Origin of the sequence: Hydrophilobacter chitinilyticus, from assembly GCF_049860745.1 — a bacterium.
Classification (GTDB): domain Bacteria; phylum Pseudomonadota; class Gammaproteobacteria; order Burkholderiales; family Burkholderiaceae_C; genus Rhodoferax_B.
Map to the genome: position 1 here is coordinate 1,849,884 of NZ_CP187561.1, position 15,945 is coordinate 1,865,828.

The 15,945-nt window shown below is 57.5% G+C and carries 13 protein-coding genes and 1 other RNA gene; 10 read left to right on the plus strand and 4 right to left on the minus strand.

Annotated elements, in window-relative coordinates; all coding sequences use genetic code 11:
• Nucleotides 1–93 precede the first annotated feature (93 nt).
• Nucleotides 94–2,766, minus strand: coding sequence for a DNA gyrase subunit A (gene gyrA, locus ACPWMG_RS08330; protein WP_483304177.1), 2,673 nt, complete (start codon nt 2,764–2,766; stop codon nt 94–96).
• 225 nt (nt 2,767–2,991) lie between these two features.
• Here gyrA and ompA point away from each other — a divergent pair, with 225 nt between their 5' ends.
• The 10 genes from ompA (at nt 2,992) to ACPWMG_RS08380 (ending at nt 10,715) form a co-directional block, all read left to right on the plus strand.
• The gene (gene ompA, locus ACPWMG_RS08335; protein ID WP_483304178.1) at nt 2,992–3,663 is read left to right on the plus strand and encodes an outer membrane protein OmpA; all 672 of its coding nucleotides are present in this window, start codon (nt 2,992–2,994) and stop codon (nt 3,661–3,663) included.
• Nucleotides 3,664–3,796: 133 nt separating this feature from the next.
• Complete coding sequence (gene ubiG / locus ACPWMG_RS08340) at nt 3,797–4,510, plus strand: bifunctional 2-polyprenyl-6-hydroxyphenol methylase/3-demethylubiquinol 3-O-methyltransferase UbiG (RefSeq protein WP_483304179.1); 714 nt, start codon at nt 3,797–3,799, stop codon at nt 4,508–4,510.
• A 12-nt stretch (nt 4,511–4,522) separates the two neighbouring features.
• A complete protein-coding gene (gph, locus tag ACPWMG_RS08345; protein WP_483304180.1) occupies nt 4,523–5,185 on the plus strand; it encodes a phosphoglycolate phosphatase in 663 nt (220 codons plus the stop codon).
• Between the two features lie 32 nt (nt 5,186–5,217).
• Nucleotides 5,218–5,606: a transfer-messenger RNA gene (ssrA, locus tag ACPWMG_RS08350) on the plus strand.
• Nucleotides 5,607–5,832: 226 nt separating this feature from the next.
• A complete protein-coding gene (locus ACPWMG_RS08355; RefSeq protein ID WP_483304181.1) occupies nt 5,833–7,071 on the plus strand; it encodes a tyrosine-type recombinase/integrase in 1,239 nt (412 codons plus the stop codon).
• 417 nt (nt 7,072–7,488) lie between these two features.
• Nucleotides 7,489–8,751, plus strand: coding sequence for a hypothetical protein (locus tag ACPWMG_RS08360; RefSeq protein ID WP_483304182.1), 1,263 nt, complete (start codon nt 7,489–7,491; stop codon nt 8,749–8,751).
• A 136-nt stretch (nt 8,752–8,887) separates the two neighbouring features.
• A complete protein-coding gene (locus ACPWMG_RS08365; protein ID WP_483304183.1) occupies nt 8,888–9,118 on the plus strand; it encodes a helix-turn-helix transcriptional regulator in 231 nt (76 codons plus the stop codon).
• 12 nt (nt 9,119–9,130) lie between these two features.
• The gene (locus ACPWMG_RS08370) at nt 9,131–9,442 is read left to right on the plus strand and encodes a helix-turn-helix domain-containing protein (protein WP_483304184.1); all 312 of its coding nucleotides are present in this window, start codon (nt 9,131–9,133) and stop codon (nt 9,440–9,442) included.
• A gap of 135 nt (nt 9,443–9,577) precedes the next feature.
• The gene (locus ACPWMG_RS08375; RefSeq protein WP_483304185.1) at nt 9,578–10,030 is read left to right on the plus strand and encodes a hypothetical protein; all 453 of its coding nucleotides are present in this window, start codon (nt 9,578–9,580) and stop codon (nt 10,028–10,030) included.
• A 316-nt stretch (nt 10,031–10,346) separates the two neighbouring features.
• Nucleotides 10,347–10,715: a hypothetical protein gene (locus tag ACPWMG_RS08380; RefSeq protein ID WP_483304186.1), complete on the plus strand. Its 369-nt coding sequence runs from the start codon at nt 10,347–10,349 to the stop codon at nt 10,713–10,715.
• A 1,097-nt stretch (nt 10,716–11,812) separates the two neighbouring features.
• On the opposite strand, the gene ACPWMG_RS08385 is transcribed toward ACPWMG_RS08380, so the two are convergent.
• The 3 genes from ACPWMG_RS08385 to ACPWMG_RS08395 are packed head-to-tail and all read right to left on the minus strand — an operon-like array spanning nt 11,813 to nt 15,912.
• Nucleotides 11,813–12,985, minus strand: a complete 1,173-nt coding sequence (locus tag ACPWMG_RS08385; RefSeq protein WP_483304187.1) for a CMD domain-containing protein — start codon at nt 12,983–12,985, stop codon at nt 11,813–11,815.
• Nucleotides 12,986–13,025: 40 nt separating this feature from the next.
• Nucleotides 13,026–14,336 carry an acyl-CoA thioesterase/bile acid-CoA:amino acid N-acyltransferase family protein gene (locus ACPWMG_RS08390; protein WP_483304188.1) on the minus strand — a complete coding sequence of 437 codons (1,311 nt, stop codon included), beginning with the start codon at nt 14,334–14,336 and terminating at the stop codon, nt 13,026–13,028.
• A gap of 4 nt (nt 14,337–14,340) precedes the next feature.
• Nucleotides 14,341–15,912 carry an ABC transporter substrate-binding protein gene (locus tag ACPWMG_RS08395; RefSeq protein ID WP_483304189.1) on the minus strand — a complete coding sequence of 524 codons (1,572 nt, stop codon included), beginning with the start codon at nt 15,910–15,912 and terminating at the stop codon, nt 14,341–14,343.
• Nucleotides 15,913–15,945: the final 33 nt, after the last annotated feature.

A 15,945-nucleotide genomic window follows, 5' to 3' on the forward strand; every position in this document is an offset into this window, starting at 1 on the left:
TATGGGTAAAAACGGGCCCCTACGCCCAATAGATAAGCGTAGGGTGCTATTGAAGTGCTAGCGTCTTGGCAAGACGGCGAGGTTGTTGCGAGCTTATGCGTCTGGTGCGCTGGATTCGCCAACATCACCGCCTTCGCTTGGCTCACCAGATTCGCCGGACTCACCTGAGCCAGCGCCGTCGTTTGCATCGTTTTCCACAATGCGTTGCAGGCCGCTGAGCTTGGAGCCTTCGTCCAGGCCAATCAGCGTCACGCCCTGGGTGGCTCGGCCCATTTCGCGAATCTCGCCCACACGGGTGCGCACCAGAACGCCCTTGTCGGTGATCAGCATGATTTCGTCATCCGCGTGCACCAGCGTGGCGGCGACCACCTTGCCGTTGCGCTCGCTTTGCTGGATGGCAATCATGCCCTTGGTGCCACGGCCGTGGCGCGTGTATTCGGTGATGTTGGTGCGTTTGCCGTAACCGTTTTCGGTGGCGGTGAGCACGCTTTGTTGCTCGTCTTCGGCCACCAACATGGCGATCACGCTTTGGCCGTCTTCCAGCGTCATGCCGCGCACGCCGCGTGCGTTGCGGCCCATGGGGCGCACATCGTTTTCATCAAAGCGCACGGCCTTGCCGCCGTCGCTGAACAGCATCACGTCGTGTTCGCCGTCGGTCAGCGAGGCTCCGATCAAGAAGTCGCCTTCGTCCAAGCCCACAGCGATGATGCCGGCCTTGCGCGGGTTGTTGAACTCGTCGAGCGCGGTCTTCTTCACGGTGCCCATGCTGGTCGCCATGAACACGTATTGATCAGCCGGGAAGGTGCGCTTGTCGCCGGTCAGTGCCAACACCACGTTGATCTTCTCGCCTTCTTGCAGCGGGAACATGTTGACAATAGGACGGCCACGCGAACCGCGCGAGCCTTGCGGTACTTCCCACACCTTGAGCCAGTACAGGCGGCCACGGTTGGAGAAACACAGCAGGTAGTCATGGGTGTTGGCGATGAAGAGTTGGTCGACCCAATCGTCTTCTTTGGTCGCCGTGGCTTGTTTGCCGCGTCCGCCACGCTTTTGTGCGCGGTATTCCGACAGCGGCTGGCTCTTGATGTAGCCGCTGTGTGAGAGCGTGACCACCATGTCGGTCGGGGTGATCAGGTCTTCGGTGCTGAGGTCGAACGAGGAGTGTTCCACCACGCTGCGGCGCGCGCCGATTTTCGATTGACCGAACTCTTCGCGGATGGCGGTGAGTTCTTCACCAATGATGATGGAGACGCGTTCTGGCTTGGCCAGAATGTCGAGCAGGTCTTCGATTTCAGCCATGACCTGCTTGTATTCGGCCACGATCTTGTCTTGTTCCAGGCCGGTCAGGCGCTGCAGACGCATCTGCAGAATTTCTTGCGCTTGGGTGTCAGACAAGCGGTACAGGCCATCAGCGCCCATGCCGAAGTCTTTTTCCAGGCCGTCTGGGCGGTAGTCGTCAGCGTTGATCACGCCGCCGTCGGCACGCGTGCGGGTGAGCATCTCGCGCACCAGTTTGCTATCCCAACGGCGCGCCATCAGTTCAGACTTGGCGACTGGCGGGGTAGGGGCGCCGCGGATGATGGCGATGAAGTCGTCAATATTAGCCAACGCAACGGCCAGACCTTCCAGCACGTGGCCGCGTTCGCGGGCTTTGCGCAGGTTGAAGATGGTGCGGCGTGTGACCACTTCGCGGCGGTGTTCCAGGAACACTTCCAGCAGATCGCGCAAGTTGCACAGCTTGGGCTGGCCGTTGACCAGCGCCACCATGTTCATGCCGAAGGTGTCTTGCAGCTGGGTTTGCTTGTACAAGTTGTTCAGCACCACCTCGGGCACTTCACCGCGCTTGAGCTCGATCACCAAGCGCATGCCCGACTTGTCGGACTCGTCCTGGATGTGGCTGATGCCTTCGATCTTCTTCTCGTGCACCAACTCGGCCATGCGCTCCTGCAGCGTCTTCTTGTTGACCTGGTAGGGCAGCTCGTCCACGATGATGGCCTGGCGCTGGCCCTTGTCGATGTCTTCAAAGTGGCAGCGTGCACGCATCACCACCTTGCCGCGGCCGGTGCGGTAGCCGTCTCGCACACCGTTGATGCCGTAGATGATGCCGGCCGTGGGGAAGTCAGGCGCGGGGATGATCTCCATCAACTCGTCGATCGTCGCTTCGGGGTGTCGCAATAGGTGCAAACACGCATCCACCACTTCGTTCAAGTTGTGTGGCGGAATGTTGGTGGCCATGCCCACGGCAATACCCGACGAGCCATTGACCAGCAAGTTGGGGAAGCGCGCTGGCATGACGTGCGGCTCTTGCTCGCTACCGTCGTAGTTGGGGCCGAAGTCAACGGTTTCTTTATCTAGATCGGCCAGCAACTCATGGGCGATCTTGGACATGCGGATTTCGGTGTACCGCATGGCTGCGGCGTTGTCGCCGTCCACCGAGCCGAAGTTGCCTTGGCCGTCGACCAGCATGTGGCGCAAGGAAAAGTCTTGTGCCATGCGCACGATGGTTTCATACACCGCACTGTCTCCGTGCGGGTGGTATTTACCAATCACGTCACCCACAATACGGGCTGACTTCTTATAGGGGCGGTTCCAATCGTTATTCAGTTCGTGCATCGCGTACAAGACGCGGCGGTGCACGGGCTTGAGGCCATCACGTGCATCGGGAAGTGCGCGGCCCACAATCACGCTCATGGCGTAATCTAAATAACTGCGCCGCATTTCCTCTTCAAGACTGATGGGCAGGGTTTCTTTTGCGAACTGAGTCATGAAGTTTTCTGAGTGAAGCGGCGAATAGATTCATTTTACGATCAACGCGTTGTCGTGCACGAGCAACACATCGCGCCAAATCGGCTTTCGTCCTACAACTGGAGCGTTGTTGGGCCCTGGTTTGAGAATTCCGTGTGGCACAATTCACTGAACGCTCATGGTGGTGGTCATTGTGAGCGTCCTGTTTCGCAGCGCAGCTGCACCTTTTTCCCCAAGAGGAGAACCATGAAGAAATTGAATAAAGTGGCGATGCTGTTTGCCTCCGCAGCGTTGGTGACGGCCGCAGGCGCGCAAACACGTGTTGTCGCTGCTGACGGTGGCCCTACGATCGACAACTGGCAAAATGGCACCGGCGAATTGGTTTGGAAGAACGGTACCAATGAACTGTGCTGGCGCGATTCCAACTGGACGCCTGCTACGGCAGCTGAAGGTTGCGACGGCGCTTTGGTGAAACCAGCTCCTGCAGCTGCTGTTGCTCCAGCCGCTCCAGCTCCTGCTGCAGCCGCTCCTGCGCCTGCTGCTCCTCCAGCTCCTCCAGCCGCCACCAAGGTGACGTACGCTGCAGACGCATTCTTCGACTTCGACAAGTCCGTCCTCAAGCCAGAAGGCAAGGCCAAGCTGGACGACCTGACGAGCAAGATCAAGGGTATCAACCTGGAAGTCATCATCGCCGTTGGCCACACCGACTCTGTTGGTAGCGATGCTTACAACCAGAAGCTGTCGGTTCGCCGTTCCGAAGCCGTGAAGGCTTATTTGGTGTCCAAGGGCATTGAAAAGAACCGCGTGTACACCGAAGGCAAGGGCGAGAAGCAACCTGTCGCCGACAACAAGACCGCCGAAGGCCGTGCGAAGAACCGTCGCGTGGAAATCGAAGTGGTCGGTACCCGCGCTCAGTAATTCATTACTGGTCGAAAGTTGCCAGGCCTGTCTCAGGTCTGGCATCAAAAAGAGCCCCGCAAGCTTATCGCTGGCGGGGTTTTTTTATTTAGGTATTAAATTGACGCCCAGCATTTCGTTGGACGAGGTTTTTATGACAGATACACCGGCACTTAACGCGGATCCGGCCGAATTGGCGAAATTCTCAGAATTAGCCTATCGATGGTGGGATCCAGATAGTGAATTTCGTCCACTGCATCAAATCAACCCACTCCGTTTGGAATGGATCAATGCTTTGTCGCCACTCGAGGGGCACAAGGTTTTAGATATTGGCTGTGGCGGCGGCATTCTTTCTGATTCAATGGCGCGCAAAGGTGCCCACGTTTTGGGAATTGATCTATCGACCAAAGCGTTGAGAGTGGCGCGCCTGCATGCGTTGGAAGCAGCCACGCCAAATATCGAATACCATGAAATCAGCGCCGAACACTTGGCAGCCGCGCAGCCAGGCTCGTTCGACACCGTGACCTGCATGGAAATGCTGGAGCACGTGCCTGACCCCGCCTCTGTGGTGCAGGCCTGCGCTGACTTGGTGAAACCGGGTGGATGGGCGTTCTTTTCGACCATCAACCGCAACCTGAAGTCTTTCATGTCGGCTATCGTCGGCGCCGAGTACTTGCTCAACATGCTGCCACGCGGCACACATGAGTACGACAAGATGATTCGCCCGAGCGAGTTGGCGCGTTACGCCCGCGCTGCGGGGCTGACTTTGCAGCAAACCAGCGGCCTGGAATACAACCCGCTGACTAAACGCTACTGGCTCAGCGCCAACACCAGCGTGAACTACATGATTGCCACGCGCAAGATTTAACCGAGAGTTGAGATGTTTAAAAACGCAGAAGTGGTGTTGTTCGACCTGGATGGCACCTTGATCGACAGTGCCCCCGATTTGGGCGCCGCCGTCGACAAAATGCGCACCGACCGTGGCATGCCGTCGCTGCCGCTTGACCACTATCGGCCGATGGCCGGCGCAGGTGCACGCGGCATGTTGGGATTGGCATTCGGTATGACGCCCGACCATGCTGACTTTCCTGCGATGCGCGAAGAATTTTTTCGCAATTACGAATCCGATTTGACGGCCCGCACGACCGTTTTCGACGGCGTGGCTGATTTGCTGCAGCAATTGACCGCACGCGGGCTGCGTTGGGGCGTGGTCACCAACAAAGCTGAACGTTTCTCGATTCCCTTGACCAAGGCCATGCCGCTGTTCAGCACATCCGGCACCCTGGTCTGTGGCGACACTACGCCGCATGCCAAGCCACACCCCGAACCACTGTTGGAGGCCATGCGACGCATGGGCGTCGCGCCAGCCCAATGTATCTACGTGGGTGATGACGAACGTGACATCGTGGCGGGCCATGCCGCGAACGTCGGTACTGTTGCGGCTGCTTATGGCTACCTTGGCAGCGGCGAAGGTCCGGCTGCTTGGGGTGCTGATTTGACGATATCTTCCCCGTCAGAGTTGCTAAAGGCATTGCGTCCTTGAACTTGGACAAAGTGACCTAAAATAGGGCGCTTGGGGCTGCACTGGTTTCGACGTGGGTTCGGACGCGCAGCAGGGCATGTCGAGGTTCTGTCACCTCGTAAAACAGCAGAAAAATCCTAACTGCAAACGACGAACGTTTCGCACTCGCCGCTTAATTGCGCGTGAGCCTCGCAACAGCAAGCCAATAGGCTGGGCAAGGGTTGCAATGCCGCAAGGTGTTGCAGTCCAGGCTGCGGGGTAACTTTATTTGGCTGGGCTTGCCTTGGGTAACTTAGGGTGAGTCGAGAAAGTAGGTTGCTGGCGTTTTGCATAGCGTGCCACTGCGCGATGTAAAAGGCGAGACTTAAACCAGACGGCTACACATGTAGAACTGTTCGAAGAAGGCTTGCGGACGGGGGTTCAAATCCCCCCAGCTCCACCACCACACCTGACAAAGGCCGCTAACTAGTGATAGTTAGCGGCATTTTTCTTTGGTAAATCAACGGCTTACAGTGCAGTGTAGTACAAGGCGCGCTATTGACTGCTATAGCAACGAGGGGGAACAATGGGGGGAACAAGGCAGGATTTCTGAGGTTCTGGCGGTGCGTTCCCCCACCACCGAGGGAAAAGCCTTATTTGTTCCCCCAGCCCTTTAAAGGTGTTCCCCCATGTTGACTGACGCAGAGTGCAAAAACGCCGTTTGTTCCCCCGATAAGAAGCGCGTGCGGCTGGCGTGCTCTGGTGGCCTGTACCTTGAAGTCGCTCCGAACGGTTCCAAGCGCTGGTTCTGGAAATACCGCAAAGACGGCAAAGAGGGGCGAATGGCATTAGGCAGCTATCCAGAAGTTGGCCCCAAAAAGGCTAGAGAGGCACGAGACGCCGCAAAGGCACAGAAGTCTGAGGGCGTAGATCCTGTGCAGGCTCGAAAGCTTGAAAAGCTCAAAAATACCCGCTCCACTGGTGATACGTTCAAGGCCATTGCTTTGGAGTGGTATGCAAAGCAATCACCGCAATGGAGTGAAAGCCATTCCGGACGCATGTTGCGGCAATTAGAGCGCGATCTATTCCCATGGATTGGTGAGCGGCCTATCGCTGATATTCATGCCATGGAGCTACTGGCAGCGCTGCACAAGGTGGAGGAACGGGGGGCACTGGAAACGGCAGATCGAGCGCTAATGCTGGCCCGTCAAATTTGGGACTACTGGTTACCTACGGCAGACGTGCAGCAACGCAATGTCACCGAGGGATTGAAGGCCCGGCTCACGCCATACCGTGGCAAGAGCTTCGCGGCCATCGTGGAGCCTTTACGCATGGGTGAATTGCTACGTGCCATTAAGAGCTACAAAGGCGGTCCAATCGTGCGTACAGCGCTGCAGTTGGCCCCCCTGCTGTACCAGCGGCCCGGCAACCTACGGGAAATGGAGTGGGCTGAGTTAGACCTAGAGGCGGGGCTGTGGACGATCCCCAGCATGAAGATGAAGCGCACCAAGCTGGAAAAAGAAAACGGAGAGGCGCACGTTGTGCCATTGCCCACGCAAGCGGTGGCCCTGCTACACGCCATCCAGCCGCTGACAGGTCACGGGCGGTATGTGTTTCCCGGTGAACGTAGTCACGATCGACCTATATCTGATAACTCTGTACGCAGTGGCCTGTACGCTTTGGGTTTTGGCAAGGAGCAGACATGGCACGGCTTCAGAGCAAGCGCGCGCACGATGTTGGTAGACGAATTGAACCTTGACCCTTTGGCAATCGAAGCGAACTTAGCCCATGCAGTGAAGGACGCTAACGGACGCAGCTACAACCGAACGCAGTACCTAAAGCAGCGGTTTGAGCTCGTGCAGCAATGGGCCAATTATTTGGACAAGCTTCGCATTGGTTCAGATGTGATTCAGCTAAAAGTAGCATGATTCGAAACATTGGTTGGGCTTATTTACTCCTACTGGTCACGACTATTTCAGGGTGCGCCAGCCACTACAGCCCAGAGGTGGCAAATGACCCCTATGGGTTTTTTTCTGGTGTCTGGCACGGGATCATCTCGCCTTATGCAGTGGTTACGAATTTTGTTTCGTGGCTGATAGGGCACTTGGGCCTTGGTCTCCTAGATTCGATTCAAATTATTGGCAGACCCAATACGGGGTTTTGGTACTACGTGGGATTTGCGCTAGGTCTATCTGCCTACGGTGGTGGTGCAGCAAGGTAATTTTCTTAACTTGTTTTGCCAGCCCTAGGCTGATCCCCGAAGAACCGTTTTCCCTGACGGGCTGGGCTGGCATCTTTTCAGGGGCGCAAGGGGCGCAATTGTGAATGGCGAAAGATTCCTGGCCGTGGAAGATGGGCAGCTAGTCAAATATTCTGAACTTGCGAGTTTGATCGCGCTGGCATTGCATCCGTCTGACGGCGATGAATTTAGCTACGCAGCCGCGCGCATTAACTTGGAGAGCGACCTTGCCAAAGCTGCGCACGAGGGACGCCTAGTTGTTCGAAACCCGATGGGTCTTGGTAGGCACCCACTCCCCTACGGCAATGCGCTTCGGCGTGCTGTCCTGCTGCCCAATGACCTGCGGCCTTTCCTTGAAGAGCGAGGCATTGAGTTGCGGTTGACGCCGCACGGTGATGGGCCATTTTTTTGGACGCTAGATAACACTGCCATTGCGCTTGCTGAGCAAGAAGGTTGGCACAACGGGACGCGCGGCAGCTTCTTAGATCGTCTGGTTGAGGCCGCAGTGCTTGGCGAACTTCGTGTACGCGACCCGCGCAGTGAGATGCCATATCGGCCCAAGGTCGTGCGCACCTTTTGGGAGGTAGTGACACCGCTTGACGTGAATGTCTGGTTGGAAAAGCAGGGTGCCTCATATCGATGGAACGTCGAGACAGCTACAACCTCCGATATTCAATACGTGTGCTTCAGTGACGCGGCAACAACGCTCAATTGCTCGGATGAATTAGCACTGCAGAAGATGGCAGTTGATGGCGCGGCAGCGCATGTTTTGTACGTTAGTGAGGTGCTTGACGGTTCGGGGGATAAAGCAGGCTCAGTCAAATGTTGTCCGCCACTTTCAACCGTCGAATTTGCAGAGCTTCGTGCAAATGGCTCTGTCGAGGTGAGCGGGACGATCTTGCTGCAACGGCTGCCAGCAATGGGGTGGCCTGCTGGAACGCTTGATGACGAAGTCTTGCGCAGGGTTTTCGGGCTAGATGGGACTTTCGCATATGAGCGCCGATTGAAAACCGGAACTCTACGTGTGAAAACGGCAGATTTGCTTGTCGCTGCGCAAGATGTTCGACGACTGGCTATGGCGCAAGGACTTGCAAGAAATCTGAGACCCGTCGAGCCAAACGCAGAAACCTTAGTCATTACGGCTCCCCGTAATTTTGAAAAGCGTAGTGATTTAAACGACGCAAAGGTGCTGGACGCACTGCGTTCGCTAGGATTTGATCCGAAGCAACTGCCGAGCGCGCCGCCGGGAAAATCGTCGCCAGCGAAAGCCGCAGCAAAGGCGAAAGTGGTGCCGATGACAGTGGACATGTTCAAGAGGTCTTGGCAGCGGCTACTCGACTCGCGGGAGTTGGTCTACGCTCAGGGCTGACCCCCTAAGCTCAAACCCGGGGCATAAATTGCCCAAGGCCCAAGGTTGTATTGCCCAAGGTCGAACATTTCCAATTGCCTCTATCGCAACAACGGCTATAGCCGTACACGAAAGGGCAGCAATGACGATTCTTAGAATGCCAGCCGTCAAGGTAGAAACCGGGCATCGGTCGCACGCCAGCATCTACAACGCAATCCACGCTGGGCTATTTACCAAGCCCGTGCCTATTGGACAGCGTTCAGTGGGTTGGCCCGCGAATGAAGTGCAAGCTATAAATGCCGCACGTATTGCCGGTAAAAATGACGCTGAGATTCGTGAGCTAGTGCACCGCTTACACATTAAGCGCACTGAACTGGCAACGGTTTAAGGGGGACAAGCCATGCAAAAAAATAAGGCCACCTCCCCTGAAAAGAAAGCAGCCCTTGAATCGATTCGGGTGCAGTTTAAAGGTACTGATAGAGATACGCAACGCGAGCGGCTTCTACATGCCTTATTGATGCTCTCAGCGGTATCAACGTATGAGGCTCGTCAGGAACTCGATATTTACTACCCACCATCCCAAGTCAAAGAATTGCGTGACGAGGGTTACAGGATCAATATGCTGTGGCAGGTGGTTACGACTAGTGCGGGTATAGACCATCGTGTTGGCCTGTATGTGTTGGAAAGCGGGGTGCGTCATGCGACTGCCTAATGACTGGATGAAAGATTTGGAGCTGTTGGCCTGGCGCTTTTCACATTTAGGTTTTAGTCCTGATCTTGCTGGTATGACATCGATTGAGTTGGCTGGGCTATATCGCTATCTGGTGCGGCTGGCAGACGCTGCAAGATGAGCAAGAAGCCCCATAAGGGCACGAAGCACACTGAGCCATTCGTGGCCTTTCCTCGGAGCGTTCTAGAGGCTCCCGGCTTCTTTTCACTTAGCGGCCATGCTTACAAATTACTGATGGATATTGCCTCACAGTACAAGGGCGATAACAACGGTAATCTAACCGCAGCATGGTCGATTCTCAGTAAGCGAGGCTGGAGGTCGAAGACAACGCTGTGGCGCTGCAAGTCGGAGCTGATAGGTGCAGGCTTTTTGTATGTGACCAGAGTAGGTCATCTTCCGAACACCTGCGAACTGTTGGCCCTGACTTGGTTTCCATTGGACATTTCAACGAAGTTTGATGCTGATGCGCTGCATGGTTTTGAGCCGAAAGCCTATCGACCAAAGGTTGTGCTAACCATGTCCAGCACAAGTGCAAAGGCTGATTGGACTTTGCCAAATGGTGGACGTTGACTTACTGAAAAACACAGTGCCCTGTCCAGATATGAAATCGTGAGAGGTTCTATAAGTCCAGTTCTGAAAACATGCGAAGCTCAAAGTCGGGTCTACGTTTTCACTTATGGACTTGTAGGCGTATTTTCACAAGTTTCCAAGTTTTCAAATCTGGACATCTTTATAGAGTAGCCATCCCTCTCTCCTTTGTTCTTATTTTGGTTTGATCTGCTAACTGAAATTCGCTATGCATCTCAAGAGACATGAACTAGCCTAGAGGTTTCGTTTTCTGTACTTGTTTGCCAAAATGAGTTTGTCAAAAAATAGGGTGTAAAAAATGAGAAGAACCATAAGTTGTTTTCTAGGTATCGCTTTTGGTGCTTTCGTCGTTATGGCAAGTTCGCCAATCCACGCTCAACGTATAGGCGACATTCGAGGGGCTGGAACGGTTGAATGTGGTACTTTTCTTGAACATCGCCGGGTTGACGCCAATAAGCAGATTTATACGGAATGGGCTTATGGTTTTCTGTCGAGCTACAACTTATGGAGCTCTCAGCCTCAATTGACCAGATTGCCAGATGATGGAACTATTGATGCATATTTCCAAAAGTATTGCCGCGAAAATCCGTTAAATGGCATTGCCGCTGCGACGTTGGCACTTGTTGGCGACTTAGGCGGTTTCAAACCGGCAACTTTGAAGAAGTAGGCTTTACACCATGGCAAAAGGTGGCGCGCGTTTTGGGGCTGGCAGACCAGCTCTCAAGGTAAAAGGTGAGCAACTTCAACGAGTGGACGTGCGCGAGTGGGCGAGACGAGGTCTGTTAAAGCAGTGGGGCTCTTTCACATGGTCATGGAATAGAGGTGGAGAGCCTGCGGGGTGCATCGGGGTTAGCGTGCTCCCGGAAAGGGCCGTAAATCTGACCTACACATTTGGCGCGGCAGATGGGCGGCGCGAAGTCGATCAGCGAATTGAGCTTACTTGCAGGCCATGCAACTTTGGTGGGTTGCGGCCTTGGTTTCAGTGTCCTCGATGTGACCGGCAGGTGGCCGTTCTCTACCTGCGATTCGGGCGCTTTGCCTGCAGGCATTGCCAGCGAGTTGCGTACAGCTCTCAGTCTGAAGACGTTATGGCGCGGACGTGGCGCGAGCAACTGCGCATGGAGACGCGCTTAGGCGACAACTGGCAGCGGCCCAAGGGCATGAGGCAGCGAACCTATGAGCGGCTGACAAATCGTCTGGTTGACTGCGAGCAAAGACGGGAGGATGCATTTTGTGTGGCGGCGGCGCGACTGCTAGGCGACAAATATGCTGATCTTTTGATCGGCTAAATTCGAGCCACGGAAACAGGGGTATCCAACGCTAAACGGGGGAACAGGCGGGGGAACGAGAGAGGGTGAGAAAAGGAAAGAGCCAACATTCATGCGGGTTAGCGCGGTTCTTTCAATTGACCCCAGCCCACCAAAACTGACAAGGGCCGCTAGGAACATACACCTAGCGGCCTTTTTCTTTGGGTTCTGTATTCGGTGTTTTAAATCGGCCAGACGTAAAAATGCCCGCTCAAGGCGGGCATTCGGGAATTGGCCGTGGGCTCTTACGCGACCCACGTTTACGGACACTCTTGTGCAGGAGCTTTTCTTGTTTTTATCGTCGTCAAAGCACTTGTTCGACGTGCCGCCGTGAGATTCGGCTTTGCCTGGCCAGGCGCTTCGAAAGAGGCCATAGCGTTTCGAAGAGGCGCGAGTTTAACACAAAATAAAAATGACCTTGTTTTTGTGTACAGACCACGCAGCCTGGCATCACTTTTCAGCTCGCGTAAACCGGCTCGCCCAGGTTCAGCATCAAGCGATTCGCCCAGGCAAAAATGGCCACGGCGTGGATCACGTCGAGCACCTCCAGGTTCGACAAGCCCGCCGCACGCACGGCCTGCAACTGTGCCGCACCAAAGGCGGCGGGGCGCAGCGTCAGGTCGATGGACAGTTGCACGATGGCGCGTTCGCGTGCGTTGGTGCCGGCGCCTTGTGGCTCGGTGAACACCTGCACGATGGTGTCGTTGCGTTTGGTGAGTTGCTCGAAGCGCTGCGCATGCACCGAGGCGCAATACACACAGCCGTTTACGCGTGACACCACGGCGCTGGCCAATTCACGCTCGGCGCGCGACAAGCCGCCCGGCGCGTACATGATGGCGTTGAAGACGATGGCGCGCTCTTCCAGAATGCGCGGTTGGTGCACCAGCACGCGGTAGTAGTCTGAGGTCTTGGCCTTGGGGTGGCTGGCTTCCAGCACGGCGATTTGCTCGGGCGTGGCCTGTTCCAAGTTGACCACTGGCAACCACGATTTCCACTCCAGCGTTTCGCTGGTGTAGCCGTTGATGCGTACCGGCTCGCCGGGCTTGGGCAGGTTGGCGGGGTGGATGAAAGGCGCTGCCGCGTCGTCGGCCATGGGGGCGGGCGTGGCATGCAGGTCGTCGCCCAGTTCGGCGATGGCTTGCAGCCCGGCGACCACGCGCAACTGGTAGGCCACGAAGGCAATCAATTGTGCCAGCGCGACCACTTCGGCTGTGGCCAGGCCAGCAGCGGGTACTTTCAGCAAGGCTTCTTTGTCGCCTTCGACCGGACGTTCCGCCAAGGTCTGCGTGAAGCGCAGGATGGCTTGCAGGCGCACATCGGCGGCCAAGCTTTCCAGCGCGGTGCCGTCGAGTGCGGCTTGCTGCGTGGCGGTGAGCCCGGGCAGGGCGCGCAAGGCGTTGGTGTAGTGGGCTTGCAAGGCCGTGCTGCCAGCCAAACGCACGATGTGCAGCGCGGCGAGCAGGCGCTCTGCCAGCGACGGGCCACTCAAGGTTGCATCAAAAATGGCGTTGTAGCTGCCTTGTGTGGCGGCCACAACTTTGTCGCGCTGCTGGCGCACGGCCCACACGGGGCTGTTGGTGGTCAAGGGCACCAGGCTGTCGACCAGGTCGGTGGTGATGGGTGTGGTCATGGTGATGATGGTTTTTCGGTTATAGATCGGTTTAAGCTTTTTAGGCCGCTTGCGCTTTCTGCGCTTGCGTCGCCAGCTCTAGAAAACGTAGCACGCCGGCCCACGAGTTTTCATCGGCATGGGCGTTCACCGGCGGGCTGCCACCCGTGGTGCTTTGCCGTTTGGAGACCGGGTGCGCGTAGACCGGTTGCGTGGTCGGCACATAGGGGAACACGATGGAATGGCCGCCGCCCTCATAGTCAAGGTGCTGCACGGCGTGTGGATGCTTGAACTGCGCCAGCCGCTCGGTGACCATGCGGCTGTACAAGCTGGACGGCCATGAGCCGTCATCGCTGGCCGACAGCAGCAGCACCGGGCCGCGAATGTTTTCCACCCGAATGCGTGCGCGCTCTACCGCTTCGGGGTCTTGCAGCGAGGTCAACAACGCAAGCGTATGGCGACGCGGCTGCGGGCCGTCGTCCCAAGGGGCCCAGGTGGCGGTTCGGTTGTTTTTCCAGACATCGGGAATGGGTTGGTCGCGGTACAACCAGGCCGGGCCTTCGCGCCCCAGCGCCGGGTCACACGCGTTCTGCGCGCAGTTCACTACGGCCGAGGGCACGTAGCCGATCACCGCCGATACGAGGTGCGGGAACAGCGAACCGAGCAGCAGAACCAGTTCGCCGCCGCGCGACTGGCCGCTCAGCGCCACGAAGCCATTGGCGGGTTTCAGCGTCTCATGCATCCACTGCAGCGCGGTCTCAAATATTTCGAGCCGCGTGTTGGAGATGTAGTCCGACAAGCCCGGCGCCTTGAAATACCCTAGCGCCAAAGCCGCGTAACCATGCGATGCGTACAGCGCCGCGCGTGGCTCGTTGATGCCGCCGCCCGAACCGTTGAGGATCAGCACCGCAGGGTGCGGTCCTGGCCCCGCAGGCAAGAACAGCGTGCCAACCAAACCACGCTCGCGCACGTCGCGGCGGGTGACACCCGCGCTGGCCAGGTGTTGCACAAACTGCGTTTGCAGCAGCGTCTTGTCGCTGCGTTCTGCGGTGACTTCTACCGTCAACGCCGCAGCCGGCTCAGCACCGAAAACCTCGCGCGGTGCGCCTTCCGTCTCGGGGGCTTGCGACCACACCAGGCCCATGGGCGACACGCCGCTGTAGCTGCCAGACAGCGGCGCATCACGTTGCAAGTCCACCACGCCCGCAGCATCGGCTGCAAAGCGCGCGATGGATCGCCACACCACGCCCGGCCCACGCACTGTGCGGGTGTGCAGCGTAACCACCTCGCCCGGCGCCAGGCCTTGCACGGTGATGTGCCGGGGCACGTCGATGAGCGCGTCGGCCGGTAGGGCCGTGAGCTGGGCGGTCATCGGTTTACTTGCCCACGCGCGTGACTTGCAGCGACGTCGTGCGGTCGCTCAACAGGGGCACCACCTTCAGGCCCTTCTTCGCGGCCCAGATGTTTTGGTAGTGGTACAGCGGGATGTGGCCCACGTCGTCGGTCACCAGCTTGGCCGAGTGGCGGAAGATGGCTTCGCGGCGCTTGGCATCGAACTCCACCGTGGCGGCGTCCAGTGCCTTGTCCACGTCTTCGTTGCTGTAGCGGCCCCAGTTGTTCGAGCCGCGGCCGCGCTTGGCGTCGCTGGTGGCCAGCGTCTGCAGCAGGCCGTAGCCGGCTTCACCCGTGCCGTTGCCCCAGGCGATCACGCTCACGGCGTATTCGTTCTTGGTGGCGCGGCTGGAATACACCGACCATGGCACCACTTCCACCTTGGTCTTCACGCCGATGCGCGTCCAGAACTGCGCCACGGCTTGCACCGTTTCCGGCGCTTGCGGGTAGCGGTCGCCGGGCACGTGGATGCTGATCTGGAAGCCTTGCGGGTAGCCGGCTTCGGCCAGCAACTTCTTGGCTTGCTCGACGTTGTACGGAATGTCTTTCACGTCGGGGTTGTAGCCAAAGCTGCCCTTGGGCATCCACTGGTTGGCTTCGGTCACGGTGCCTTGCAGGATGCGGTCAACAATCGCTTTGCGGTTGATGGCCATCGATAAGGCTTGGCGCACCTTCACTTCTTGTAGTGGGTTCTTCTCCAGCGGCTTGCCCGCGTTGTCGGTGATGAACTCGTTAGCACCAGGGCGGAAGCTTGGTTGCAGCAGCAGCACACGCAGGCCGGGGTAGGTGTAGACGCTGACCGATGGCGTCTTCTTCAGCTTCTCGACATCGGTCACGGCCACTTTGTCGATCACGTCCACGTCGCCTGCCAGCAGCGCGGCCGTGCGTGCGGCGCCGTTGTTGATGAAGCGGTAGTTGACCTTGTCCCACACCGGCTTGGGGCCGTAGTAGCTGGGGTTGCGCTCAAACACCGTGCGGTCGCCGGGTGTGTATGAGATGAACTTGTACGGGCCGGTGCCGATCACGGCCTTGCCCGAGTTGTAGTCTTCGGTCTTCGACTTTTCGCCCACGTGTTTGCTCACGATGTAGATGGCGGCGATCTCCAGTGGCAGCATCGGGTTGGGCGTGTTGGTCTTGATGATGACGGTTTGCGCATCCTTGGCGGTGGTCGATTCCACAGTGCGCAGCGCGCCCGAATACGAGGCCACGGTGCCCGGCACATTGCGTGCGCGGTTGAACGAGTAGACGATGTCGTCGGCCGTGAACGGCGTGCCATCTTGCCACTTGATGTCGCTGCGCAGCTTGAATTCCCAGGTCTTGTCGTCCAGCGTCTTCCAGCTTGCGGCAAGTCCCGGTTCCAACTTGCCGCCGTCGCGCGAGTTGACCAGCGAGTCCCAGAAATGCAGCGCGAGCGAGCGGTCGCCGGCGTGGTTGTTGAGCTGTGGGTCGACCGACGAGATCGGGTCGGCAAAGCCGATGTTCAGTGTGGTTTGGGCCGAGGCCGCACCCGCCACGAGCAACGCGGCGGTGAGGAGAGACAGTTTGCGATGGTTCATGGAAAGTCCTTTGAAAAAAGTTCAGTGGAAGTT